General features: G+C 71.0%; 26 protein-coding genes and 1 pseudogene. 20 read left to right on the forward strand and 7 right to left on the reverse strand.

Annotated elements, in window-relative coordinates:
* Positions 1 to 75: 75 nt before the first annotated feature.
* A complete protein-coding gene (locus tag O2L01_RS16050) occupies positions 76 to 1,053 on the forward strand; it encodes an NAD(P)/FAD-dependent oxidoreductase (RefSeq protein ID WP_270122985.1) in 978 nt (325 codons plus the stop codon).
* A 101-nt stretch (positions 1,054 to 1,154) separates the two neighbouring features.
* Positions 1,155 to 2,120, forward strand: coding sequence for an NAD(P)H-quinone oxidoreductase (locus O2L01_RS16055; RefSeq protein ID WP_270122986.1), 966 nt, complete (start codon positions 1,155 to 1,157; stop codon positions 2,118 to 2,120).
* Positions 2,121 to 2,382: 262 nt separating this feature from the next.
* Here the strand turns inward: O2L01_RS16055 and O2L01_RS16060 are convergent, their stop codons facing one another.
* Complete coding sequence (locus O2L01_RS16060) at positions 2,383 to 2,817, reverse strand: MerR family transcriptional regulator (protein ID WP_270122987.1); 435 nt, start codon at positions 2,815 to 2,817, stop codon at positions 2,383 to 2,385.
* A gap of 171 nt (positions 2,818 to 2,988) precedes the next feature.
* On the opposite strand from O2L01_RS16060, the gene thrS reads away from it, so the two are divergent.
* Positions 2,989 to 5,010 (forward strand): threonine--tRNA ligase, encoded by a 2,022-nt coding sequence (gene thrS / locus O2L01_RS16065; protein ID WP_270122988.1) that lies wholly within the window; start codon positions 2,989 to 2,991, stop codon positions 5,008 to 5,010.
* A 178-nt stretch (positions 5,011 to 5,188) separates the two neighbouring features.
* Here the strand turns inward: thrS and O2L01_RS16070 are convergent, their stop codons facing one another.
* On the reverse strand, positions 5,189 to 6,682 hold the full coding sequence (locus O2L01_RS16070) for a potassium/proton antiporter (protein ID WP_270122989.1): 1,494 nt from the start codon (positions 6,680 to 6,682) through the stop codon (positions 5,189 to 5,191).
* Positions 6,683 to 6,764: 82 nt separating this feature from the next.
* Between O2L01_RS16070 and O2L01_RS16075 the strand changes: the two genes are divergently transcribed.
* The 7 genes from O2L01_RS16075 to pdxS all read left to right on the forward strand — a co-directional run bounded on the left by O2L01_RS16075 (position 6,765) and on the right by pdxS (position 12,269).
* Positions 6,765 to 7,310, forward strand: a complete 546-nt coding sequence (locus O2L01_RS16075) for an HIT family protein (protein ID WP_270122990.1) — start codon at positions 6,765 to 6,767, stop codon at positions 7,308 to 7,310.
* A 119-nt stretch (positions 7,311 to 7,429) separates the two neighbouring features.
* Positions 7,430 to 8,059, forward strand: a complete 630-nt coding sequence (gene pgsA, locus O2L01_RS16080) for a phosphatidylinositol phosphate synthase (RefSeq protein ID WP_270122991.1) — start codon at positions 7,430 to 7,432, stop codon at positions 8,057 to 8,059.
* The gene (locus tag O2L01_RS16085; protein WP_270122992.1) at positions 8,052 to 8,948 is read left to right on the forward strand and encodes a phosphatidylinositol mannoside acyltransferase; all 897 of its coding nucleotides are present in this window, start codon (positions 8,052 to 8,054) and stop codon (positions 8,946 to 8,948) included. The genes pgsA and O2L01_RS16085 overlap by 8 nt, the downstream gene beginning before the upstream one ends.
* A gap of 13 nt (positions 8,949 to 8,961) precedes the next feature.
* Positions 8,962 to 10,080 carry a glycosyltransferase family 4 protein gene (locus tag O2L01_RS16090; RefSeq protein WP_344469001.1) on the forward strand — a complete coding sequence of 373 codons (1,119 nt, stop codon included), beginning with the start codon at positions 8,962 to 8,964 and terminating at the stop codon, positions 10,078 to 10,080.
* A gap of 122 nt (positions 10,081 to 10,202) precedes the next feature.
* The gene (locus tag O2L01_RS16095) at positions 10,203 to 10,664 is read left to right on the forward strand and encodes an SPW repeat protein (protein ID WP_344468944.1); all 462 of its coding nucleotides are present in this window, start codon (positions 10,203 to 10,205) and stop codon (positions 10,662 to 10,664) included.
* Between the two features lie 68 nt (positions 10,665 to 10,732).
* Positions 10,733 to 11,212: a hypothetical protein gene (locus O2L01_RS16100; RefSeq protein ID WP_270122995.1), complete on the forward strand. Its 480-nt coding sequence runs from the start codon at positions 10,733 to 10,735 to the stop codon at positions 11,210 to 11,212.
* A 136-nt stretch (positions 11,213 to 11,348) separates the two neighbouring features.
* On the forward strand, positions 11,349 to 12,269 hold the full coding sequence (gene pdxS, locus O2L01_RS16105; protein ID WP_270122996.1) for a pyridoxal 5'-phosphate synthase lyase subunit PdxS: 921 nt from the start codon (positions 11,349 to 11,351) through the stop codon (positions 12,267 to 12,269).
* 56 nt (positions 12,270 to 12,325) lie between these two features.
* Here the strand turns inward: pdxS and O2L01_RS16110 are convergent, their stop codons facing one another.
* Complete coding sequence (locus tag O2L01_RS16110) at positions 12,326 to 12,730, reverse strand: SSI family serine proteinase inhibitor (RefSeq protein WP_270122997.1); 405 nt, start codon at positions 12,728 to 12,730, stop codon at positions 12,326 to 12,328.
* Positions 12,731 to 12,801: 71 nt separating this feature from the next.
* Between O2L01_RS16110 and O2L01_RS16115 the strand changes: the two genes are divergently transcribed.
* On the forward strand, positions 12,802 to 13,101 hold the full coding sequence (locus O2L01_RS16115) for a hypothetical protein (protein ID WP_270122998.1): 300 nt from the start codon (positions 12,802 to 12,804) through the stop codon (positions 13,099 to 13,101).
* A 3-nt stretch (positions 13,102 to 13,104) separates the two neighbouring features.
* On the opposite strand, the gene O2L01_RS16120 is transcribed toward O2L01_RS16115, so the two are convergent.
* Both O2L01_RS16120 and O2L01_RS16125 read right to left on the reverse strand, forming a co-directional pair.
* A complete protein-coding gene (locus O2L01_RS16120; protein WP_270122999.1) occupies positions 13,105 to 13,650 on the reverse strand; it encodes a hypothetical protein in 546 nt (181 codons plus the stop codon).
* Positions 13,651 to 13,709: 59 nt separating this feature from the next.
* The gene (locus O2L01_RS16125; RefSeq protein ID WP_270123000.1) at positions 13,710 to 14,120 is read right to left on the reverse strand and encodes a hypothetical protein; all 411 of its coding nucleotides are present in this window, start codon (positions 14,118 to 14,120) and stop codon (positions 13,710 to 13,712) included.
* A gap of 181 nt (positions 14,121 to 14,301) precedes the next feature.
* Between O2L01_RS16125 and pdxT the strand changes: the two genes are divergently transcribed.
* The 3 genes from pdxT (at position 14,302) to O2L01_RS16140 (ending at position 16,499) form a co-directional block, all read left to right on the forward strand.
* A complete protein-coding gene (gene pdxT, locus O2L01_RS16130) occupies positions 14,302 to 14,955 on the forward strand; it encodes a pyridoxal 5'-phosphate synthase glutaminase subunit PdxT (protein WP_270123001.1) in 654 nt (217 codons plus the stop codon).
* 20 nt (positions 14,956 to 14,975) lie between these two features.
* Positions 14,976 to 15,737, forward strand: coding sequence for a YebC/PmpR family DNA-binding transcriptional regulator (locus tag O2L01_RS16135; RefSeq protein ID WP_270123002.1), 762 nt, complete (start codon positions 14,976 to 14,978; stop codon positions 15,735 to 15,737).
* Positions 15,738 to 15,830: 93 nt separating this feature from the next.
* Positions 15,831 to 16,499, forward strand: coding sequence for a phosphoribosyltransferase (locus O2L01_RS16140; protein WP_270123003.1), 669 nt, complete (start codon positions 15,831 to 15,833; stop codon positions 16,497 to 16,499).
* Positions 16,500 to 16,527: 28 nt separating this feature from the next.
* Here O2L01_RS16140 and O2L01_RS16145 read toward each other — a convergent pair.
* A pseudogene (locus O2L01_RS16145) lies at positions 16,528 to 17,184 on the reverse strand (dienelactone hydrolase family protein); the annotation flags it as partial.
* Positions 17,183 to 18,415, reverse strand: a complete 1,233-nt coding sequence (locus O2L01_RS16150) for a multidrug effflux MFS transporter (protein WP_374727686.1) — start codon at positions 18,413 to 18,415, stop codon at positions 17,183 to 17,185. The gene O2L01_RS16150 and the pseudogene O2L01_RS16145, both read right to left, overlap by 2 nt.
* Before the next feature lie 278 nt (positions 18,416 to 18,693).
* On the opposite strand from O2L01_RS16150, the gene ruvC reads away from it, so the two are divergent.
* The 6 genes from ruvC to secF all read left to right on the forward strand — a co-directional run bounded on the left by ruvC (position 18,694) and on the right by secF (position 24,688).
* Entirely contained in the window at positions 18,694 to 19,230 is a 537-nt protein-coding gene (gene ruvC / locus O2L01_RS16155; RefSeq protein ID WP_344468940.1) for a crossover junction endodeoxyribonuclease RuvC, read from the forward strand.
* Positions 19,227 to 19,826 carry a Holliday junction branch migration protein RuvA gene (gene ruvA / locus O2L01_RS16160; protein WP_270123006.1) on the forward strand — a complete coding sequence of 200 codons (600 nt, stop codon included), beginning with the start codon at positions 19,227 to 19,229 and terminating at the stop codon, positions 19,824 to 19,826. Before ruvC ends, ruvA begins: the two co-directional genes overlap by 4 nt.
* A gap of 3 nt (positions 19,827 to 19,829) precedes the next feature.
* Entirely contained in the window at positions 19,830 to 20,891 is a 1,062-nt protein-coding gene (gene ruvB / locus O2L01_RS16165) for a Holliday junction branch migration DNA helicase RuvB (RefSeq protein WP_270123007.1), read from the forward strand.
* A 125-nt stretch (positions 20,892 to 21,016) separates the two neighbouring features.
* Positions 21,017 to 21,481, forward strand: coding sequence for a preprotein translocase subunit YajC (gene yajC, locus O2L01_RS16170; RefSeq protein WP_270123008.1), 465 nt, complete (start codon positions 21,017 to 21,019; stop codon positions 21,479 to 21,481).
* Positions 21,482 to 21,640: 159 nt separating this feature from the next.
* On the forward strand, positions 21,641 to 23,479 hold the full coding sequence (gene secD / locus O2L01_RS16175; protein ID WP_270123009.1) for a protein translocase subunit SecD: 1,839 nt from the start codon (positions 21,641 to 21,643) through the stop codon (positions 23,477 to 23,479).
* A gap of 9 nt (positions 23,480 to 23,488) precedes the next feature.
* The gene (gene secF, locus O2L01_RS16180) at positions 23,489 to 24,688 is read left to right on the forward strand and encodes a protein translocase subunit SecF (protein WP_270123010.1); all 1,200 of its coding nucleotides are present in this window, start codon (positions 23,489 to 23,491) and stop codon (positions 24,686 to 24,688) included.
* Positions 24,689 to 24,788 lie beyond the last annotated feature (100 nt).

The raw sequence follows: 24,788 nt of genomic DNA on the forward strand, positions 1-24,788 counted from the left end.
CCGCCACGCCCCGCGGGGGCCTTCGCGTCGCTAGGATGTCGGAACGTGTCCCTACAACGGAGTCGGTGATCGTCCATGCCCGTCCTCACCGTCGACCTCGCGATCGTCGGCGCCGGCCCCACCGGCCTCTACGCCGCGTACTACGCGGGCTTCCGCGGCCTGACGACCGCCGTGCTCGACGCGCTTCCCGAAGCGGGCGGCCAGATCACGGCCATGTACCCCGAGAAGCAGATCCTCGACGTGGCGGGCTTCCCGTCCATCAAGGGCCGCGACCTCGTGGACAACCTGCTGCGCCAGGCCGCGCCCTTCGAGCCGACCTACCTGCTCGGCCGCCAGGCCGCCAAGCTCGAGCACCGCGACGGCAGGCCCGTCATCGGGCTCGCCGACGGCGAGCCGATCGAGGCCCAGGCCGTGCTCATCACCGGCGGCCTCGGCAGCTTCGCGCCCCGGCCCCTGCCCGCCGCCGATGAGTTCCACGGCGCGGGCATCGTCTACTTCGTCCCCGAGCTCGCCGCGCACGCCGGGCAGGACGTGGTGATCGTGGGCGGCGGCGACTCCGCGTTCGACTGGGCGATGGCCCTCCAGGGCATCGCCCGCAGCACCACGATCGTGCACCGCCGCGAGAAGTTCCGCGCCCACCAGGCCACGGTGGACCGGGTGCGGAACGAGCTCGGCGTGCCGATCCTCGTCAACGCCCAGGTCACCGCCATCCACGGCATCGAGACCGTCGACGGCGTGACCGTGGACGTGAAAGACGAAGGGCCCCAGGAGCTCCCGGCAGACGCGATCGTGGCCGCGCTCGGCTTCACCGCCGACCTCGGGCCGCTGGGGGACTGGGGACTCGACCTCGACCGCCGCAGCATCGCCGTGGACTCCACGATGGCCACCAACCTGCCGCGCGTCTACGCCGCGGGCGACATCGCCTCGTACCCCGGCAAGGTCAAACTCATCGCGACCGGCTTCGGCGAGGCCGCCACGGCGGTGAACAACGCCGCCGTCGCGATCGACCCCGAGGCCCACCTCTTCCCTGGACACTCGAGTGAGAATCCCTGATTCGTTGCACCACAACAGATCTCGCGAATCCATACGCGACTAACGTGACGTACCGACGGGTATCACGCCGGTGACTCCGACCGGAGTCCTACTATGCGGGGATGCTTGCCATGACCGTCGCCGACGGCCGCCTCACCGCCGCCCAGGTGCCCGAACCCGCGCCCGGCCCCGATGAAGTCCTCATCGAGGTCGCCGCCGCCGGCGTCAACCGCGCCGACCTCCTCCAAGTCGCCGGCCACTACCCGAGCCCGCCCGGCGCCCCCGCCTGGCCCGGCCTCGAAGTCTCCGGGACCATCGTCAACGTGGGCAGCGACGACAACGCCTCGTTCCTCGGCGCCGAGGTCTGCGCCCTGCTCCCCGGCGGCGGCTACGCGCAGTACGTCACCGTCGACGCCGGACTCGTGCTCCCCAAGCCCGAGAAGGCGACCCTCGTCGACGCGGCCGGCCTCCCCGAGGTCGCCGCCACGGTCTACTCCAACCTCGGCTACCTGCTCGGCGGCGAGGCCGACCGCAAGCGCCGCGTCCTCGTCCACGGCGGCGCCGGCGGCATCGGCACCTTCGCGATCCAGTTCGCGAAGAAGCTCGCGGACGCCGAGACCTGGACGACCGCCCGCGCGGAATGGACCCAGAAGCTCCAGGCGCTCGGCGCGGACCGGGTCATCGACTACCGCAACGAGGACTTCGCCGCGATCGCCATGGAAGCGGGCGGCGTGGACGCCATCCTCGACGTGATCGGCGCGGCCTACTTCGAACCGAACCTCAAGGCCCTCGCCCAGGACGGGCGGCTCGCGATCATCGGCCTGCAACAGGGGACGGCGGCCCAGATCCACCTCGGCGGCCTCCTCGCCAAGCGCGCCACCATCACCGGCACGACCCTCCGGGCCCGCCCGCTCGACCAGCGCCGCCAGATCATCGCCGAGGCCTTCGAACGCGTCTGGCCCGCACTCGACTCCGGCGAGATCGAACCGGTCGTCACGACCCGCATCCCGCTCGCGGAAGCGGCCGAAGCGCACCGCCTCATGGGCGCGGGCGGCCACTTCGGCAAGATCGTCCTCACCGCCAAGTAGGCGGCTGCGCGGGACGGGCCGCCGGAAACCGTCGGACCCGCCGAGCACCCTTGGAACCGGGGACGCATCGGATGTCCGATTCGCGCAGAACCGCCGAGACGCGCCCGGTCGGCCGCCGCTCGTGTCGGTGCCGCCGGGCACCCTTGGAACCGGGGGCGCTTCGCGGCGCCCGATTTGCGGAGACGCTCCGAGACACGCCGAAACACGCCGGCGCAGCGGCACGCGTCGTCGTTGCAGCAGTTGCAGCACTCCTCGGTCGTGTTCATTCGCACTCACCTCCTCGGGCGGTGTTCGGGGGACACCAGTTCTCGGGCAGCGGCGGGTCGCAGGTGCCCGCGTCGACCGCTCGCAGCATGTCCGTCAGTTGACTCCGCAGCCCTTCGAGCCGCACGATCTCGGCCGTGATCTCGCCGATCCGGCGCTCCAGGTGCTGCCCGGCCGGCTCGCACGGGCACGTGCCCGTGTCGCGCACGGCCAGCAGGTCCGAGATGTCGGCCAGGCGCAGCCCGGCGCGCTGGCAGGCCCGGATGAACCGGGACCGGTCGAGCTCGGCCGTCCCGTACCGGCGGTACCCGGCCGCGCTGCGTTCGGGCGCGGGGAACAGGCCCTCGCGCTCCCAGTGGCGGATGGCGTCGGCCGAGACGCCCACCTCATCGGCGAGCTTCCCGACGGTCAGGGTGACGGTCGCTGCGGTCATGCAACGACGGTAAACCTTGGTGTCAGGACCAAGGTCAAGCCCGGACTCGAAGAAATCTCCGCCACCCCCGCCTCAGGACTAATGCGATGGAGCCCACCGCGCCCCGGGAACTACCATGGGACCGAATGTCCATCGGCGGAACGCACCGCCGAGCACCGAACGAGGAGAACCGTGGCACCCGCAGCGCCGAACCACAGCAGCCCAGTCGTCATTGAACCGCTGTGGGTGACTGCCGGCACCACGTGCGCCGAAGCGGTCGCCGAGGCCGGCCTGCCGGTCAACGGGCCGAACGCGATCGTCGTCGTCCGCGACGCCGAAGGGCAGCTCCGCGACCTCTCCTGGGCCCCCGAGGCCGACACCAAGGTCGAGCCCGTCCCGCTCGGCAGCCCGGACGGCCTCAACGTGATGCGCCACTCCGCCGCGCACGTCATGGCGCAGGCGGTGCAGGAGCTGCACCAGGCCAAGCTCGGCATCGGCCCGCCCATCACCGACGGCTTCTACTACGACTTCGACGTCGAGGAGCCGTTCAACCCCGACGACCTCAAGGCCGTCGAGAAGCGCATGCTCCAGATCATCAAGCAGGGGCAGACCTTCCACCGCCGCAAGTACGCCTCCCTCGACGAGGCCCGCGCCGAACTCGCGCACGAGCCCTACAAGCTCGAGCTCATCGAGACCAAGGGCGAGGGCACCGACGCCGACGAGATCATGGAGGTCGGCGGCGGCGAGCTCACCGCGTACGACAACCACGACCGCAACGGCGAGCGCGTCTGGGGCGACCTCTGCCGCGGCCCGCACCTGCCCTCGACCAAGCTCATCGGCGCCGTCAAGCTCATGCGCTCGGCCGCCGCGTACTGGATGGGCTCGGAGAAGAACCCGCAGCTCCAGCGCATCTACGGCACCGCGTGGCCCACCGTGCAGGAGCAGAAGGACCACCTCGCGCGCCTCGCCGAGGCCGAGAAGCGCGACCACCGCAAGCTCGGCCAGCAGCTCGACCTGTTCTCCTTCCCCGACGAGATCGGCCCGGGCCTGCCGGTGTTCCACCCCAAGGGCGGGATCATCCGGTACGAGATGGAGTCCTACCTGCGCGAACGCCAGCGCCAGGCCGGCTACGAGCTGGTGAACACCCCGCACATCACCAAGGAGAACCTGTTCCTCACCTCGGGGCACCTGCCCCACTACAACGAGGGCATGTTCCCCCCCATGGAGCTCGAGGGCGCGGACTACTACCTCAAGGCCATGAACTGCCCGATGCACAACCTGATCTTCCGGGCGAGGGGCCGCTCCTACCGCGAGCTGCCGCTGCGCCTCTCGGAGTTCGGGACCGTGTACCGGTACGAGAAGTCCGGCGTGGTCCAGGGCCTCACCCGCGTGCGCGGCCTGACCCAGGACGACGCGCACATCTACTGCACCCAGGAGCAGGCGCCCGGCGAGATCAAGAGCCTCCTCGAGTTCGTCCTGGAGCTGCTGCGCGACTACGGCCTCAACGACTTCTACCTGGAGCTCTCCACCAAGGGCGACTCGGACAAGTTCATCGGCGACGACGCGACCTGGGAGGAGGCGACCGCGACCCTGCGCCAGGTGGCGGAGGAGTCCGGCCTCGACCTCGTGCCCGACCCGGGCGGCGCGGCCTTCTACGGCCCGAAGATCTCCGTCCAGGCGAAGGACGCGATCGGCCGCACCTGGCAGATGTCGACCATCCAGCTCGACTTCAACCAGCCCGCGCGCTTCAACCTCGAGTACTCGGCCGCCGACGGCACCCGCAAGCAGCCGGTGATGATCCACCGCGCCCTCTTCGGCTCGATCGAGCGGTTCTTCGGGGTCCTCACCGAGCACTACGCGGGCGCGTTCCCGGCGTGGCTGGCCCCCGTGCAGGCCGTCGGCATCCCGGTGCGCGACGAGAACGCCGACTACCTGGAGGCGTTCTTCGGGCGGCTCCGCGCGGCCGGCCTGCGCGCCGAGGTCGACCACTCGGACGACCGCATGCAGAAGAAGGTCCGCAACGCCCAGCTGCAGAAGATCCCGTTCATGATCATCGCGGGCGACGACGACCAGAACGCGGGCACCGTGTCCTTCCGGTACCGCGACGGGTCGCAGCGCAACGGCGTCCCGGCCGACGAGGCGATCGCGCACGTCGCCGATTTCGTCAAGTCCCGCGTCAACGAAGGCCCTTCGGCCGCCACCGAAGAGGCCTAGCGACCGAACCCAGGCGGGGCGCCCCCGCGCCGGGGGGGGGGGGCGGGGGGGGGTGGGGGGGGGGGGGGCGGGCCGCCCCCCCCCCCCCCCCCCCGCCGGCCCCGCGCCCCCCCCCCCCCCCCCCCCGCCCCCCACCCCCCCCCCCCCCCCCCGCCGCGGGGGGGGCCCGCCTGCGCGTTCAGTCCTTGCCGGTCTCGCCCAGCCAGCGCGCCAGCCGCCCGGCCCGCGCGAGGGCGGTGAGCCGCTGCTCGGTGGCCTCGCGGAGCGCTGGGGTGGCGACGATGAGGAGCTGGTCGCCCGAGCGGAGCCGGTCCGCCTTTGCGGGCACGAAGAGGCGCTGGCCGCGCACGATCCCGGCGATGGCGCTGCCCTCGGGGAGGCGCAGTTCGAAGATGCGGATGCCGGCCAGGCCGGAGGCCTTCTGGACGGTGACGGTGAGGACCTCGCCGTCCACGGCGTCGAGCGGCGCGGTCTCGATGTCGACCTCCTGGACCACGGCCTCGTGCGCGAGGCCGAGCCGCCGCGCCACCCACGGCAGGGTCGGGCCCTGCAGGAGCGTGAAGACCACGACGAGCACGAACACGATGTCCCAGAGCTGCTGCGCGCCCGGCAGGTGCGCGGCGTGCGGGATCGTGGCCAGGACGATGGGGATCGCGCCGCGCAGGCCCGCCCACGACAGCAGCACCTGCTCCCGGGGCCGGAACTTGAACGGCAGCAGAGAGACCCACACGGCGAGCGGCCGCGCGACCAGGGTGAGCACCACGCCGAGCACGAGTCCCGGCACGATCGCCTGCAGCAGGTTCGACGGGGAGGCGAGCAGGCCGAGCATGACGAACATGCCGAGCTGCGCCATCCAGCCCAGGCCCGTCGCGAACGACTGGGTGGCCGCGCGGTGCGGCAGGTGCGAGTTGCCGAGGATCAGCGCCGCGAGGTACGCGGCGATGAACCCCGAGGCGTGCAGCGCCCCGGCGGCCGCGAACGCGGCCAGGCCGAGGCTGAAGACCGCCAGCGGGTACAGGCCCGAGGCGGGCAGGGCGAGGCGCCGGAGGAGCCAGGCGCCGCCGAAGCCGACCGCGACGCCGATCGCCGAACCGGCCGCGAGCTCCCACACCAGGTCTCCGAGCAGGTGCATCGGGTCGGGCATGCCCTCGGCGGCCGAGAACGCGAGCACGAGGATCACCGCGGGGGCGTCGTTGAAGCCCGACTCCGCCTCGAGGGTGCCGCTGAGCCGCTTGGGGAGCCCGATGCCGCGCAGCACCGAGAAGACCGCCGCCGCGTCAGTGGAGGCCACGACCGCGCCCATCGCGAGCGAGAGCTGCCAGTCGAAGCCGAGCAGGAAGTGCGCGCCGACCGCGGTGACCGCGACCGAGACGCCGATGCCGACGGTGGCGAGCATCCCGGCCGGGGCGAGCTGCCTGTGGATCGCCTGCCACCGGGTCGCGAGGCCGCCCTCGATGAGGATGAGCGCCAACGCGAACGTGCCGAGCGCCTGCGCGAGTTCGAAGTCCCCGAACGTGATGCCCACGCCGTCCTGGCCGAGGACGAGCCCCGCGCCGAGGAAGACCAGCAGTGCCGGGAGCCCGAGCCGCTGCGTGGCGCGCAGCGCGGCGATGGACAGGAGCACGGTGACGCAGCCGATCAGCACTACGAGATAAAGCTGGGGCAACGTCACGTCCGGAGCTTAACCGACACCGCGTGTCACGGTGTTTTCGTCGGGTTTCCAGCTCGGTTCACCCGTGGCCTAGGATCGTCCCGTGGAAGAGCGCGAAGGCGAAGGCGTCGGCGTCCCCGACGGGTACGAGCGGCTGTGGACCCCGCACCGCATGTCCTACATCCAAGGCGAAGGCAAGCCCACCGGGGACGACGCGGACGTCGAGGGCTGCCCGTTCTGCGAGATCCCGAAGCTCGACGACGCGGACGGCAACATCGTCGCGCGCGGCACGCACATGTACGTGGTCATGAACAAGTACCCGTACAACAACGGCCACCTCATGGTCGTGCCCTTCCGGCACGTGCCCGACTACACCGACCTCGACGCGGACGAGATCGCCGAGATGGGGGCGCTCACGCAGCGCGCCATGACCGTCCTGCGGGCCGTGATGGGCGCGCACGGGTTCAACATCGGCATGAACCAGGGCCAGGTCGCGGGCGCGGGCATCGCCGGGCACCTGCACGAGCACATCGTCCCGCGCTGGGGCGGCGACGCGAACTTCATGCCGATCATCGGGCGCACCAAGACCCTTCCGCAGCTCCTCAAGGACACCCGTGCGGACCTCGCGGCCGCATGGGAGCGGGTGTGACCGGGCGGACCCCGTTAGAGTCAGAAGAGCACTCCCTCCCGGGGCCCGATCCCGGGGGGCGCGCACCGCACCCACTTGCCCGAACACCCACTTGGGCCGGCTTCAGAAAACAGGAGACCATGGCGAAGTTCCTCCGGACCTCCGGCCGAGCGGGCGTGCGCCGTTACGTCGACGCCGCCGCTAAGGTCCTCATCCGCGTCGGCGTTTCCGCCAACGCCGTCACCGTCGCCGGGACGGCCGTCGTCGTCGGCGCCTCCGTGCTGCTGCTCGCCCCCGGGCACCTGGCCGCGGGCCTCATCGTGGTCGCCGCGTCCGTCCTCACGGACATGCTCGACGGCGCCATCGCCCGCGTCAAGGGCACCACCAGCCGCTACGGCGCACTCCTCGACTCCACTTGCGACCGCCTGGCGGACGGCGCGATCTTCGCCGGCCTCGCCTACTTCCTCCTCTCGGAGGACCGCGGCCTGGGCGGCGCGCTGGCGCTGTGGGCGCTCATCGCCTCGCAGATGGTCTCGTACGTGAAGGCCCGCGCCGAATCGCTCGGCGCCGAGTGCAATGTGGGCATCGCCGAGCGCCCCGAGCGGCTGATCATCGCCGCCGTGGCGGTGCTCGTGGAGGCCCTGGGCGTGCCGTGGGCGCTCGAGGTCGGCATGGGCGTCCTGGCGGTGCTCGCCTCGATCACCGTGGTGCAGCGCCTCGTGTTCGCGCGCGCGGTGCTGGCCGCGAGCGAGGAGCGCGTCGATGTCTGAGCGCCTGACCGAGCTGGCCTACCTGGCCGCCTGGCGCGGCGTGCGGATCCTCCCCGAGGGCGCCGCAAGCGCCCTGGGGAACCGCTTCGCCGACCGGGCGCTGAAGCAGAACGGCCGGGGCGTGCGCCAGCTCCGCAAGAACCTCGCCCGCGTCGTCGGCGGGGAACCCGATGAGGCGCTGATGCGCCGGGCGATGCGCTCGTACGCCCGGTACTGGCTCGAGGCGTTCCGGCTGCCGTCGATGAGCACGGCGCAGCTGGAGCGCAAGTTCGAGATGAACGGCTACGAGCCCGTCCACGAGCGCGCGCAGCAGGGCCTCGGCTCGATCGTGGCGCTGCCGCACTGCGGGAACTGGGACTTCGCGGGCGCCTGGGTCGGCGCGGTCGCCGAGGACCGGCTGACCACCGTGGCCGAGCGGCTGAAGCCCGAAGGGGTCTACCGGCGGTTCCTCGAGTACCGCGAATCGCTCGGCATGACGATCATCCCCACCTCCGGCGGGGACCGCAATCCTCAAGCGGCCCTTGGTGAAGCGCTCGACGCCGGGCACGTGGTCGCGCTCGTCGCGGACCGCGACCTGGGCCGCGGCGGCACCGAGGTGAAGTTCTTCGGGGAGGCCACCACGTTCCCCACGGGGCCCGCGCTGCTCGCGATCCGCAACAAGGTCGAGCTGTTCACCGCCGCGATCCACTACGAGGACGACCGCGCGGTCTGCCACATCACCGGCCCCGTGGACCTCGGCACCGGCTCGTTCCGCGAGCGCGTGGCCGGCACGACCCAGCGGATGGCCGGTGCCTTCGAGGAGGGCATCCGCGCCCATCCGGCCGACTGGCACATGCTGCAGCGGTTCTGGTCCGCCGATTTCGACGCGCCGCGGGAAAGCGCGGACTGACATGGGGGACCTGCTGCGGATCGGGATCGTCAGCCCGTACTCGTTCGACGTCCCCGGCGGGGTCCAGTTCCACATCCGCGACCTCGCCGAGACCCTCATCGACGCCGGACACGACGTGTCGGTCCTCGCCCCCGCCACCGAGACCGCCGGCCTGCCCGACTTCGTGGTCCCCGGCGGCAAGGCCGTCGCCGTGCCCTACAACGGGTCCGTCGCGCGGCTCGCGTTCGGCCCGCGCTCGGCCGCGCGGGTCCGCAAGTGGTGCGCCGAAGGGGACTTCGACGTCGTCCACGTGCACGAACCGCTCACATTGAGCCTGTCGTACCTCGCGGTGCTCAACGCCCGCTGCCCGGTCGTCGCCACCTTCCACACGGCGATCACCCGCTCGCGGATCCTCGCCGCCGGCAAGCACATGGCGCAGCTCGTGCTCGAGAACCTCTCCGCGCGCATCGCGGTGAGCCCCTACGCCCGCAAGGTCCAGGTCGAGCACCTCGGCGGCGGCGCCGTCGAGATCCCCAACGGCGTCTCGGTCGCGTTCTACCGCAAGGCCGCGCCGCTCGCGGACAGGCCGGAGGGCCCCACGATCGGCTTCATGGGCCGCTACACCGAGTCCCGCAAGGGCTTCCCGATCCTCCGCGAGGCCTTCGCGCGCCTCGCCGCCGACCGCCCCGACCTGCACCTCCTCGTCGTCGGCCGCGGCGACCCCGAGGCGGCCGTCGCCGGGCTCGACCCCGACGTCGCCCGCCGCATCCGCTTCCTCGGCGCCGTCCCCGACGAGGAGAAGGCCTCGATGCTCGCCGGCGTCGACCTCTACGTCGCCCCCAACACCGGCGGCGAGTCCTTCGGCATGGTCCTCACCGAGGCCATGGCCGCCGGGACCTGCGTCCTCGCCTCGGACATCGAGGCGTTCCGCTCCGTCCTCGACGACGGCCACGCGGGGGAGCTGTTCGCCGTCGGCGACAGCGCCGACCTCGCCGCCAAGGCCGCGCGCCTCCTCGACGACAAGGAACTCCGTACGGCGTACGTCGAACGCGCCAACGAGTGGGTCAAGCGCTACGACTGGCCCGAAGTCGCCGCCCGCCTCCTCGAGGTCTACCGCGCCGCCATCGAAGCGGGCACCGAACACAGGCGCTGAACCCCACAAAAGGTGTGATCACCTCTTTACTCTGCGTGCCTAACGTGTACATAATGAGGCGAAGGGCCCGCGTAATCCCGTGCCGGAGCCGCACGCGCGCGGACCCGACGGAGGGCAGTTCGATGGCCGATATCTCTCACCGGGGCGATGAAACGATGACCACGCACCCGGACGTCCACGAGATGCGGGCCCGATACGACAGGATGCTGGGCCGGAGGGACGTGGCGTTCATCGACGCCCCCGTCTTCCTCGTCGGCCTCTACTGCATCATCTCGCCATGGGTGGTCGGCTTCTCGGCCACGCAAGCCGACTTCGCCACGCACAACCTGATCGTCGGCATCGCGGTCGGCCTGCTGGCACTCGGATTCACCGTGGCCCCCGAGCGCATGTACGGCATGAGCTGGGCCCTGTGCGCCGTCGGCATCTGGCTGGCGGTCTCGCCATGGGTCCTCATCACCGACCCGCCCGCGAGCCTCGCCTGGAACAACATCATCGTCGGCGCCCTGACCTTCCTGCTCGGCCTCATGGCCGCCTGGCAGGTCCGAGGCACCCGCGAGACGCCACCGGCAGGGGCGGAGATGTAACACCGAACCCGCACAAGCGTCCGCCACCGGAAACCCGGCGGCGGGCGCTTCCACGTAAGATCAGCCCGATGTGGTGGTTGGCTGTGCTCGTGACGATCGTGGCCGTCGTCGGCGCCTACGCGACGTGGACGGTCACCCGCGTCGAACGCCTGCACCGCCGCGCCCACGCCGCCGAGACCGCCCTCCTCGCCAAGCTCGACGACCGCGCCGAGACCGTCCTCAAGTTCGTGGGCAACCCCGGCTTCGAAGAGGTCGTCGCCCTCGCCCTCTCCGTCGTCGCCGTCCCCGCCGACACCCAGCGCCAGCGCGAACTGCGCGAGTACGCCGAGAACGACCTCACCCGCGCCCTGCGCGAGCTCGCCGAGAACCCCGTCTGGTCCGACGACCTCGACGCCGCCAACCGCCGCGTCGCCCTCGCCCGCCAGATCCACTCCGACTTCGTGCGCGACGCCGTCGCCTCCCGCTCCCTCCCCATGTCCGTCGTCCTGCGCCTCGACCACCGCCTGCCGCGCCCGGAGTACTGGGACATCGAGGATCCCGTGCACTAGCCGCCCGCCCGGCGCGGGCCCGTTTGTATCAGGGGGCTTGTGAGGCGGGTCGCGGCGTAGAATCGGCCAGGTCAGCACCCCTCACAGGCGAAGCTCGCGGGCCGAGAACCTGCCCAACAGTTGACGACTACCTCAGATGGAGCCGGGAACCGTGTCAGAGACCCAGAAGACCGAGGCCGAGATCGGGACCGCCCGAGTCAAGCGCGGCATGGCCGACATGCTGAAAGGCGGCGTTATCATGGACGTCGTCACGCCCGAGCAGGCCAGGATCGCCGAGGACGCCGGCGCCGTCGCCGTCATGGCGCTCGAGCGCGTCCCGGCCGACATCCGCCGCGAAGGCGGCGTCTCGCGCATGTCCGACCCCGACATGATCGACGGCATCATCGAGGCCGTCTCGATCCCCGTCATGGCCAAGGCCCGCATCGGCCACTTCACCGAAGCGGCCGTCCTGGAGTCCCTCGGCGTCGACTACGTGGACGAGTCCGAGGTCCTCACCCCCGCCGACGAGGCCAACCACATCGACAAGTGGCAGTACAACGTGCCGTTCGTGTGCGGTGCGACCAACCTCGGCGAGGCCCTGCGCCGCATCGCCGAGGGCGCGGCCATGATCCGCTCCAAGGGCGAGGCCGGCACCGGCAACGTCGTCGAGGCCACCCGCCACATGCGACAGATCCGCCAGGACATCGGCAAGCTCACCACCCTCGACTCGACCGAGCTGTACGCCGCCGCCAAGGAACTGCGCGCCCCGTACGAGCTCGTCGCCGAGGTCGCCCGCCTCGGCAAGCTCCCGGTGGTGCTCTTCACCGCCGGCGGCATCGCCACCCCCGCGGACGCGGCCATGATGATGCAGCTCGGCGCCGAAGGCGTCTTCGTCGGCTCCGGCATCTTCAAGTCCGGCGACCCGGCCAAGCGCGCCGCCGCCATCGTCAAGGCCACCGCCTTCCACGACGACCCGAAGGTCATCGCCGAGGTCTCCCGCGGCCTGGGCGAGGCCATGGTCGGCATCAACGTCGACACCCTCCCCGAGGAGCAGAAGCTCGCCAAGCGCGGCTGGTAGACAGCGCAGAGCGGGCCGGGAGCACCACGCTCCCGGCCCGCTTTCGCTTCCGTCCCTTACAGGTCGAGCAGGGCCCCGCCGGTGGCGAGCACCGCCTCGCAGCGGTTGTTATACGTCGCGTTGAACGTGCGGTTCGATCCCTGCCAGTGACCGAAGACGAGCACCTGCACCGGCGCGTACTCCTTGGTGCACATGCCGTCCGCCGCCGGTATCCCCTGGATGAAGCCCTCGGCGGCGTCGAGCTGGGCGCACACCGTCTTGGCGTTCGGGTGCTCGCTCAGCTCGGGCGGGCATGCCAACGTCATCTGCGTCGGCTCGTCCGGGTCCGGTGAGACGACGAGGATCTGGAAGTCGCTGTGCGGGGCGTCCGCGTGGAGGGCCTGGGCCGGTCCGGCCGCGACCCCCTGGACGAGCGCGGCGGCGCCGAATACGGCTGCGGCGCTGACAAACTGCTTGAGCATGAGGCGATCCTAAGGAGCCGAACGCCCCCAATAGCGCTTCGACACTCCGCGCCGGAACTACGCTAGGACCCATGGACGCAAGCGACCTCGAGCAGTTCCCGACCTCCGACCTCCAGCACCGCGCGTTCGCGCTCGCGCGCGAGCGCCGCGACTGGCGGTTCTTCCTCGACCTGTTCCGGCACACCCCGACCGCGATCGAATCCGAGGACATCGACCCCGACGTCGCCGAGATCGGCGTCGCCATCGACGACCTGCTCGGCATGTGGCGCGAAGCGACCAAAGGGGACTGGGGCTCGGCCGAACCGCTGGCGCGGGCGGCCTTCATCGACTACATCCAGCGGCACGGGGCCGCCGACGAGCCGACCGCCTAGGCCCTAGTCCTCCGCCTTCGGGGCCTCGCCCTGGCGCCGGTTCATCCAGTGGCGGACGTCCGAGGCGAAGAGCCACCAGAGCGAGAGCACCGCGGCGAACACCCACGGGGCGACCACGAGTCCGAGCGTCACGGACATCAGCATGCCGCTGACGAAGAGGACCGCGGTCGCGCCGACCGCCCACCAGCGGACGGCCCGCAGCCGGGACTTGAACCGGACCGCGCACAGCGCGGCCACGATGGCCGCGATGATGATGACGGCCGCGCCGGCGAGGTTCGAGACGAGGAAGTTCGTGCTGTGGAACGTCTCCTGGAGCTTCTCGGCGTCCTGCTCCCCGTAGGCCTTGGTGATCTCCTCGAGCGTGGCGGAGCGCCACGTGATGGTCGAGAAGATGAACAGGTTGCCGGCGAGCACGCCGCTGACGACCTGCACCCACATCGCGATCTGCAGCCGGAGGAGCTTCTTGCGGGGCTTCTCGTCCTCGCCGTTCGCGTCCTTCTCGGGCTCGATCGGGCCCTTGTCGCGGCCGAAGTTCGGTTGCGGAAGCATTATGTGGCCTTTCAGCGGTGTCGGCTGGGGACGCCTCGCGTCGCCCTGGAGTTCGAACCCTAGTGGTTGAACCAGCGGCGGGCGAATCGCTCGGTGAGCGTTCCCAGAATCGTAATCGGCACGATGACGAGGCCGATGCACAGCGCCCAGTAGAGCCCGCCGGTGAACAGCAGCCAGGCGAGGCCGGCGATGGCGGCGATCTGGGAGAGCAGGATCAGGACCCACAGGATCCGCCACTGGAAGCGCAGCAGGGCGATGGCGAGGATCAGGAACACCGCGAGCGCGCCGAGGCCCGCCGCGCCGCGGTAGACGTCGTGCACGGCGGCCGAGGGCACGAAGTCCTTCGCGGTGTGGTGCAGCAGCACGAGGAGGCCGCCGGCGGCGAGGGCGATCGCCGCTTCGATCCACATCGTGTTGCGTCCGGCCCGGACGGCACGGGGCATCGGGTTGCGCTTCGAGGTCTTCGCCATCTGTTCTTACTCCCGGGCATGAAGGGGTGCGTCACGTTCGATCGCAGACTTTAACGGATCGTCGCCTGTCGACCGAGTTCAGCCCGGTTTCGGTCACAGCGGCGATCTTCCAGGTAGGCACGGGAGGGAACCCGAATTACGCTTGTGGCGCCCGTTGAAGCGAGACTTTTGGAGTTCTCTGATGACCGCTGTGCCCACCATCGGCGTGCTCGCCCTGCAAGGCGACGTGGTCGACCACATGCGCGCCCTCGAGGCCGCGGGGGCCCGGGCCGTGCCGGTGCGCCGCGCCTCGGAGCTGGACGCCGTGGCGGGCCTGGTGATCCCCGGCGGGGAGTCCACCACGATGAGCAAGCTCCTGCAGATCTTCGACCTGTTCGAGCCGGTGAAGAAGCGCCTGGACGCGGGCCTGCCGGTGTTCGGCTCGTGCGCGGGCATGATCATGCTCGCCGACGAGGTCCTGGACGGCCGCCCCGATCAGCGCTCGTTCGGCGCGATTCCGATGACGGTGCGCCGCAACGCGTTCGGCCGCCAAGTGGACTCGTTCGAGACGGAGATCGCGATCGACGGCATCGCCGGCGACCCGTTCCGCGCGGTGTTCATCCGCGCCCCTTGGGTCGAGCGGGTCGGCGAGGGCGTCCAGGTCCTCGCCAGGGTCGTCGGCGGTGGGGCCGCCAGCGGTGACGGGGCGGGCCGGGAGCAGGACGGTAGGATCGTCGCCGTACGTGCGGGCGCTTGCCTGGCCACCTCCTTCCACCCGGAGGTGACCCCTGACGCGCGGGTGCACGAGTACTTCGTGGGAATGGTCCGAGGCGCAGACGCCGGACCGGTCGAGTAAGAGGAACGAGGAACACCGGTATGAGTGGCCACTCCAAGTGGGCGACGACCAAGCACAAGAAGGCCGCGATCGACGCCAAGCGGGGCAAGATCTTCGCGAAGCTCATCAAGAACATCGAGGTCGCGGCGCGCACCGGTGGTCCTGACCCGGCCGGCAACCCGACGCTCTTCGACGCGATCCAGAAAGCCAAGAAGAGTTCGGTCCCCAACGACAACATCGACCGCGCGGTCAAGCGCGGCGGCGGTCTCGACGGCGCCGGCGTCGACTACGAGACCCTGATGTACGAAGGCTATGCGTCCGGCGGCGTCGCGGTGCTCATCGAGTGCCTCACCGACAACCGCAACCGCGCCGCGGCCGAGGTCCGCGTGGCGCTCACCCGCAACGGCGGCTCGCTCGGCGAGGCCGGCTCGGTCGGGTACATGTTCTCCCGCAAGGGCACCATCATCGTCTCGGCCGACGAGAAGCTGACCGAGGACGACATCCTCATGGCGGTCCTCGACGCCGGCGCCGAAGAGGTCAACGACCTCGGCGAGGGCGGCTTCGAGGTGCTGTGCGAGCCGAGCGACCTGGTCGCGGTGCGCACCGCGCTGCAGGACGCCGGGATCGACTACGACTCGGCGGAGGCCGGCTTCGTGGCCTCCACGCACATCGAGGTCGACGTCGAGGGCGCTCGCAAGGTCATGCGCGTGGTCGACGCGCTCGAGGACTCGGACGAGGTCCAGAACGTGTGGACCAACGCCGACATCAGCGACGAGGTCCTCGCGCAGCTCGACGCCGAGTAAACCGGACGCGAAAAAGGGCCCGGGGCGGATGCTCCGGGCTTTTTCGCTGCTCGCGGCACGTTTGGCCGCGCCCCCAGCGGGCACCTCCGCCCTATGAGGGATCAGGTGTTCGCCGACCGGCGCGACGCCGGGCGGCAACTGGCGCGGCTGTTGGGGGAGTACGCCGGACGCGACGACGCAGTGGTCCTCGGGCTGGCGCGCGGCGGCGTGCCCGTGGCGTTCGAGGTGGCGCGGGCGATCGGCGTGCCTCTGGAGGTGTTCACGGTCCGCAAGATCGGCGTGCCGGGCCAGGAGGAGCTGGCGATGGGCGCGATCGCCTCGGGCGGCGCGGTCGTCATGAACTACCCCGTGGTCGACGGGCTCGGCATCACGCCCACGCGCTTCGACCTCGCGGCCGAGCGCGAGACCGTGGAACTCGAACGCCGCGAGGTGGCCTACCGCGGCGACCGGCCGCCGCTCGACCTCGAAGGGAAGGCCGCGATCCTCGTCGACGACGGGCTCGCGACCGGCACGACGATGCGCGCCGCGGTGCGGGCCGTGCGCGAACTCGGGCCCGAGGAGGTCGTGGTGGCGGTGCCGACCGCCCCCGCGGCGGCCTGCCGGGAGCTCGCCGCGATCGTCGACGAGGTGGTGTGCCTGTCGGTCCCGAGGCACATGGACGCGGTCGGGCAGAGCTACCTGGACTTCGCGCAGACCTCCGACGACGAGGTGCGGGCGCTGCTGGCGGCGGCCGACAGCGGCCAGGACGACCCTGCCTTCTGACGACACTGCCCTCTGACGACGCCGCCTTCTAGGCCCGCAGGTACGCGGTGAACCAGTCGCGCGCCAGATCGGCCGCGGCCTCGAGCGTGCCCGGCTCCTCGAACAGGTGCGTGGCCCCGGGGACGACCGCGAGCTGGCTCGGGCCGCCGAGCCGTCGCCGGGCCCGCTGGTTGAGGTCGAGCACGACCTCGTCGTGCCCGCCCACCACGAGCAGGGTCGGTGCGGTGACCTCCGCGAGCCGCACTCCGGCCAGGTCGGGACGGCCGCCGCGCGAGACCACGGCCCGGACCCGCAGCTCGGGCGCGGCGGCGGCCCACAGCGCGGCGGCCGCGCCGGTGCTCGCCCCGAAGTACCCGATCCGAAGGGCCCCATGGTGTTCGCGGATCCACTCGGTGACTTTGACGAGGCGCCCGGCGAGCATGTAGACGTCGAACACGTTCGCCTGGTCGTCGGCTTCGAGCGGGGTGAGCAGGTCGAACAGGAGCGTGCCGAGCCCGGCGCGCTGGAGCCGTTCGGCGACGAACCGGTTGCGGGGGCTGCGGCGGCTCGACCCGGACCCGTGCGCGAACAGCACGACCGCGCCCGCCCCTTCGGGTAGGACCAAGTCGCCGTCCAGATCGGCGGGGCCGACCGGGATCGTCACCGCGGTCTCCATGCGGGCCGGATACCCGGCCCGGCGCTCCCTACGCCTCGGCGGCGGCAGGTTCGCGCCGGTAGACCAGGATCGTCCACACGACCGCCGCGGCGGTCGCCAGCGCGTACACGCCGATGCCGATCGTCATGTTCACGAGCGTCACGCCGCCGATGGTGGCCAGGGCGGGCATCGCGCCGCCCGCGCCCATCTGGAGCGAGCCCATGAACGCCGAGGCGGTCCCGGCGATCTGGGGCGGCTGCGAGGACATCGCGGCCGCGCCGGCGTTCGGGAAGACCACGCCGCAGCCGAACATCATGAGCACGATGCCGGCGGGCACGGTCCACAGGTTCTCGGCGCCCGCGAACTGGACGCCGGCGATCCACGCGACGCCCAGGAGCGAGATCGCCATGCCGACGATCATGCGCTGATGCGATTCGCTGCGGTCGATCATGAGCATGTTGGTCTGGTTGCCGGCCAGCAGCGCGAGGGTGCCGAGGGCGAACAGCAGCGAGTAGAAGCCCGCGGAGGCCCCGAGCTCGTTCTGCGAGATGAAGCTGAACGTCGAGACGTACGTGAACAGCATCGAGAAGTTCATGATGACGACGAGCGTGGGCGCGATGAAGCGCGCGTCGCGGACGAGCGTCCACAGGGACGCGGCGAACTCGCGCCCGCCCATGGCCCGGCGCTCCTGCGCGGGCAGGCTCTCGGGCAGGAACTTCCACACGAGGAACGTGGTGAGGACCGAGAGGGCTGCCATGAACACGAAGACGGTCTGCCACGGGCCGAACCGGATGAGCTGGGCGCCCACGATCGGGCCGAGCATCGGCGCGAGCATCGTGACGAACATCATCTTGGCGGTGAAGCGGGTCATGTCGTCGCCCGCGAAGTGGTCGCGGATGACGGCGCGGGCGACCACGACGCCGGCGGCGCCGCTGAGGCCCTGGAGGAACCGCATGGCGATGAGCAGGTCGGCGCTCTGGGCGACGGTGCACACCAGCGAGGTGACGGTGAAGACCATCATGCCGATGAGCAGCGGCTTGCGGCGGCCGATGCGGTCGGAGAGCGGGCCGATGAAGGCCTGGCCGAGGCCCATGCCGATCATCATCGACGTGAGCGTGAGCTGGATGCGGCTCTCGGGGGAGCCGAGGGCGTCGGCCATCGCGGGGAACGCGGGGAGGTAGAGGTCGATCGCGATCGGCGCCGTCGCCGAGAGCGCGCCGAGGACGAACACCATCGTGGCGATGAAGCGTCGCGAGTGTCCGGGCGCGGCGACGGGCGGCATGAAGGCAGCAGCAGACACAGTGATCCCAACAGGTTCGCGGAGCGGCAGAGGACAGCGGGGAGCCGGACTCGCGCCCCGCGCTTCTCGCCGATGGGAGGCGGGCGCGACCGGTCCGGCCTCGCTCAAGCGAACCACGGTACTAGCCGAGCGGCAAGTGGTTTATGGGCAACGCCACCGGTCCGATTCCTGACTGACAGCGATCGGTCCGCGGACGTGCTTCGGGCCGAACGTCGGACCGGCCGGTTAAGCTGACGCGAATCGAGCGACAGGAGGAACGCGTGCGCGTCATGGGGATCGACCCGGGCCTGACCCGGTGCGGCGTCGGAGTGGTCGACGGCCGCCCCGGAGCACCGGGCACCATGGTCGCCGTCGGCGTCGTGCGAACCGATCCCGAAGCGCCCCTTGCCGAACGGCTCCTCGCCCTCGACGACGGCCTCCGCGCCTTCCTCGACGAGCACCAGCCCGAGGCGGTCGCCGTCGAACGCGTCTTCTCACAGCACAATGTGGCCAGTGTCATCGGCACCGCCCAGGCCTCCGGCATCGCGCTCCTCGCCGGCGCCCGCCTCGGCCTCCCCACCGCCACCTACACGCCGTCCGAAGTGAAGTCCGCCGTGTGCGGCAACGGCACCGCGGACAAGCGCCAGGTCACCACCATGGTCACCCGCATCCTCCGCCTCAAGGAGGCCCCCAAGCCCGCCGACGCGGCCGACGCCCTCGCCATCGCCATCTGCCACCTGTGGCGCGGCGGCGTCAAAGCCCGCATCAGTGCCGCTTTGAACAACAGTGCAGCCGGCAACAAGGAGAGCGCCCGATGATCGCCCAGCTCACCGGCACCATCGCCTCCGTCGGCGAGTCCTACGCCGTCGTCGACGTGCAAGGCGTCGGGTACGCCGTCCACGCCGGCGCCCACACCCTCGCCAACCTCAAGGTCGGCTCCCAGGCCGTGCTCGCCATCTCCACGATCGTCCGCGAAGACTCGATCACCTTGCACGGCTTCAACACCGCCGAAGAACGCGACCTCTTCGAACTGCTGCAGAACGCCCAGAAGATCGGCCCGCGCATCGCCCGCGACGCCGTCGAAGTGCTGCGGCCCGAAGCGATCCGCCGCGCCATCGCCACCGGCGACACCGCCACCCTCACCCGCATCCCCGGCGTCGGCCAGAAGAGCGCCGAGCGCATCGTCCTCGACCTCGCCGACAAGATCGGCCCCGTCGACCTCGGCAACGTCCCCAAGCAGTCCGGAGGCCGCCCCGGCGGCTGGAGAACCCAAGTCGGCCAAGGCCTCCAGGCCCTCGGCTGGTCCGCCAAGGAGGCCGAGTCCGCCATCGAGAAGCTCGACGCCGAAGGCGCCGACGGCACGGACGTGCCCTCGCTCCTCAAGCAGGCCATCCGACTCCTCGGGAAGCGATAGCCCATGGAACGACCCGACGACTACTCCGCCGAAGAATGGGACGCGGCCCTCACCGCCGCCGAGGCCACCGAACTCGACCGCCTCGTCGAAGAGGGCATCCGCCCCGCCAAACTCGACGACGTCATCGGCCAGACCCGCGTCCGCGAGCAGATCAGCCTCCTCCTCGAAGGCGCCCGCCGCCGCGGCTCCTCACCCGACCACCTCCTCCTCTCCGGCCCGCCGGGCCTCGGCAAGACCACCCTCGCGATGATCGTCGCCGCCGAACTCGGCGTCGGCCTGCGCCAGACCTCCGGCCCGGCCATCGAACGCTCCGGCGACCTCGCCGCGATCCTGACCAGCCTCGGCCCCAACGAAGTCCTGTTCATCGACGAGATCCACCGCATCGCCCGCCCCGCCGAAGAACTCCTCTACACCGCCATGGAGGACTTCCGCGTCGACGTCATCGTCGGCAAAGGCCCCGGCGCGACCGCCATCCCGCTCGAACTCGAACCGTTCACCCTCGTCGGCGCCACCACCCGCGCCGGGCTCCTCACCGGCCCCCTGCGCGACCGCTTCGGCTTCCTCGGCCAGCTCGAGTTCTACAACGACGCCGAACTCGAAGCCATCGTCACCCGCTCCGCCGGCATCCTCGACGTCGCCATCGACCCCGCCGGCGCCGCCGAGATCGCCGGCCGCTCCCGCGGCACACCCCGCATCGCCAACCGCCTCCTGCGCCGCGTCCGCGACTTCGCCCAGGTCCGCGCCGACGGCGTCATCACCGCCGAGGTCGCCTCCGCAGCGCTCAAGCTCTACGACGTGGACGAACTCGGCCTCGACCGGCTCGACCGCGCCGTCCTCCGCGCCCTCTGCGGCACCTTCAACGGCGGCCCCGTCGGCCTCACCACCCTCGCCGTCGCCGTCGGCGAACAGCCCGACACCGTCGAGGAGGTCTGCGAACCCTTCCTCGTGCGCGCCGGACTCCTCGCCCGCACCCCCCGCGGCCGCGTCGCCACCGCCGCCGCCTGGCACCACCTGGGACTCAACCCCCCGAGCGCCGACGGGCTCTTCGGCAGCGGAGACGCGTAGGGTGGGCCATAGGGGGGACAAAGCGTCACGCACGGCGGGATAGACTCCGCCAACGCTTCCCACCCGAACGCTGAAGATTCCGAACGGCCCTGGTCTGACGGCCAGAACTGACGAAAGGCACCATCGTGCTCGCATCCGCAGACGTCCTCGCACAGCAGAGCGGCGGCGGCTCCAACATCATGTTCCTCATCATGATCGTGGGCTTCATCGCCCTCATGTACTTCGTGATGATCCGGCCGCAGCGCAAGCGGCAGAAGGAGCAGCAGGACATGCAGAGCAACGTCGCCCCCGGCGCCCGCGTCATGACCATCGGCGGCCTCTACGGCACCGTCGTCGACTCCGACGACGAGACCATCACCCTCGAGGCCAGCGACGAGACCTTCCTGGTCTTCGCCCGCCAGGCCATCGCCAAGGTCGTCACCCCCGCCGAGACCGTCGAGGCCACCGAAGAGGCCCCCGCCGAGGAGATCTCCGAAGCGGACGCCACCCTCTCCGACGAGGACCTCGACAAGCTCCGCGCGAGCGACGACGCGACCGACGAGGACGACAAGGGCAAGCACGCGGGCAACCCCGACCGCAAGGAGTACTAGGGAACCGCCCCTAGGCCCTGCGCTGTCCGCTGAGGCACCCGTCCTAGAATGAGCCCCGCCGAGGGTACGTGTGCGAGAGCACAGCCGCGGCGCGCCACCCGCGCGCCGGCGGCGTCCTCGCGCCCGCCCCTATTCGAGTTCTGAGGAAGAGACCGACCATTGGCTTCAGTAACGGGCGCTGACCGCCCACGGAAGAAGATCCAGCGCAAGCGCCTGCCAGTCGCCCCCTACTTCGCGGCGCTGCTCCTGGTGCTCGCGATCCTGTGGGTCGCCGCGCTGGCGGGCTCCGGATGGAAGTTCCCCACGCCGAAGCTCGGTCTCGACCTGCAAGGCGGCCTGTCGATGACGCTGACGGCCTACCAGCAGGGGAGTGACGAGCCCCCCTCGGCCGAGACCATGGAGCAGGCCCGCCAGATCATCGAGGGCCGCGTCAACTCCACGGGCGTCTCCGAGCCCGAGGTGTACGTCGAGGGCACCGAGAACATCGTCGTGAACGTCGCCGGCGACGACATCGACGAGCAGGCCCTCCGCGACGTCGGTGCGCCGGCCGAGCTCCGGTTCCGCATCGTCACCAACTCCGTCGCCGACACCTCCGCGCTCGAAGAGCAGCTCGCGGAGGAGGCGCCGACCGAGGAGCCCACGGACGGCGCCACTGACGGCGCGTCCGAGGAGCCCACTGCGGAGTCCTCCGAGACCTCCGCCGAGGACGCCTCCGAGACGCCCACGACCGAGGAGACCTCCGCAGGCAACGGCCAGGCGCCCACCACCGACGAGGTCGCCACGACCCTCGACGACGTGTGGGCCAAGGTCGGCCCCGACGCGGCCGCGGCCGCCCAGGCGCTCACCGCCGCCCCCGACGAGGCCACCGGCGCCATCCTGGAGCCCTTCAGCACCCTGAAGCCCGAAGAGGTCGCGCTCCTGCCCGCGACGGTCCAGTTCTACGTCCCGCAGATCACCTGCAAGGCCCTGGACGCCCGCCCGCCGGGGGCCGTCCAGCAGCCCGACATCGAAGTGGCCGCGTGCTCGGCCCCCGAGGCCGCCGCCGCCGACGACCCGTCGCTGACCTTCCAGTACAAGTACCTCCTGCAGCCGGCCACCGTGCTCGGCTCGGACGTCACCTCCGCCGACGTCGGCACCGACCAGGCGAACCTCAACCAGTTCGTGGTCAACGTGCAGTTCTCCGCCGCGGGCGCCGACAAGTGGAGCGCCCTCACCACCGAGAACCTGCAGTCGCAGGTCGCGATCGTCCTCGACAACGAGGTCGTCAGCGCCCCGACGATCCAGGAGGTCTCGTCGAACTCGACGCAGATCTCCGGCGAGTTCACCGCGGCCGAGGCCAACCAGCTCGCCGACCAGTTGAACTTCGGCTCGCTGCCGACGAACTTCGTGGTCGAGACCGTCAACGAGGTCACGGCGACGCTCGGTGTGGACCAGCTCGAGGCCGGCGTCTTCGCCATGGCGATCGGCCTGCTCCTGGTCATCGTCTACTGCTTCATCTACTACCGCGTCATCGGCTTCGTCGTGCTCGGCAGCCTCGTGGTCGCGGCCGCGATCCTCTACCCGACCGTGTCGCTCCTGGGCTCCCAGATCGGCTTCACCATGACCCTCGCGGGCATCGCGGGCTTCGTGGTCGCCGTCGGCATCACGGCGGACTCGTTCGTCGTGTACTTCGAGCGGATCAAGGAGGAGATGGCCGGCGGCCGGTCCGTCCGCTCGGCCGTCCCCAGGGCCTGGGTCCGCGCGCGCCGCACGATCCTGTCCGCCAGCGCCGTCTCGATGATCTCCGCGGTCGTCTTGTACATCCTGGCCATCGGCCCGGTCCGCGGCTTCGCGTTCACGCTCGGCCTGTCGACCCTCGTCGACCTCCTCGTGGTGTTCGTGTTCACGCACCCGATGGCCGAGTGGCTGGCCCGCGGGCGAGTCCTCACCAACGTCCACCTCTCGGGGCTCCACTCGAAGACGACCCCGGCCACCGGCGAAGCGGCCGCGAAGGCCTAAGGAGAACCGATGAGCACCAAGCAGACCGAACAGGGCGAGAAGCGCCTCAACGTCTTCAGCCAGCTGTACCGGGGCGAGACGGACTTCCAGTTCGTCAAGCACCGCAAGAAGTTCTACCTCGCCTCCGCCATCGTCATCCTCGGACTGGCGATCGTCATGCTCACCAAGGGCTTCGTCTTCGGCATCGACTTCGCCGGCGGCGTGCAGTACAACGTGCCCGCCGGGGAGACCACCGCGACCCTCGAGGACGTGGAGGGCGCGGCCGCCGGCGCCGGGGCCGACGTGGCCTCCGGCCAGGTCATCGGCTCGGGCGAGGACCGCTCGTACATCGTCCGCATCGGCGAGCTCGACACCGACGAGGCTGCCGAGATCCGCGCGGCGATCGCCGACGCGGCCGGGGTCGGCTCCGACTCGATCTCGGTCTCCGAGGTCTCGGCGACCTGGGGCAAGTCGGTCTCGCGCCAGGCCCTGATCGCCCTCGCGGTGTTCATGGTCCTCGTGGCCGCGTTCATCTGGGTGCGGTTCGAGCGGCGCATGGCCCTCGCGGCCATCGCCGCGCTGATCCACGACCTGGTGCTGACCGCGGGCTTCTACGCCCTGGTCGGCTTCGAGATCACGCCGTCGACCATCGTCGGCATGCTCACGATCCTCGGCTACTCGCTGTACGACACGGTGGTGGTCTTCGACAAGGTCCAGGAGAACACGGCGCAGCTGCTCCAGACCAGGAGCAAGACCTTCGCCGAGGGCGTCAACGACGCGATCAACCAGACCCTCATGCGCTCGATCAACACCTCGCTCATCGGCGTCCTGCCGGTGGCCGCGCTGCTGTTCGTGGGCGTGGGCCTCCTCGGCGTGGGCACGCTGAAGGACCTGGCGCTGGTGCTGTTCGTCGGCATGATCGTGGGCGCGTACTCGTCGATCTTCCTGGCAGCGCCGTGGGTGGTCGACATGGCCGAGCGCGGCGCCGTCATCCGCCGCCACAACCAGAAGGTCGCCAGCAAGCGCGCCGGGACCGAGGACGAGAAGCCCGCCCGCAAGACCGCGAAGGCTGCTGCAGGAGAAGGCACCGACGAGGACGACGACCGCCTGGTGCTCGCCAAGAGCGAGGACATCCCGCTGGAGCTGCTGGAGGAGCCTGAGAAGGCCGCCAGCGGCTCGGGAGGCCCGAACCGCTCCACGGGTGGCGGCAAGAAGCGCAAGCGCCGCTAAGGCGGCGTGAAGGCACGAAGCGGCGGGGGGGGCGGGGGGGGGGGCCCCCCGCGGGGGGGGGGGTGGGGCGGGGGGGGGCGGGGGCGGGGGGGCGCGGCGC

It is taken from the genome of Glycomyces lechevalierae, from assembly GCF_027622945.1.
In the GTDB taxonomy this organism is placed as follows: domain Bacteria; phylum Actinomycetota; class Actinomycetes; order Mycobacteriales; family Micromonosporaceae; genus Glycomyces; species Glycomyces rutgersensis.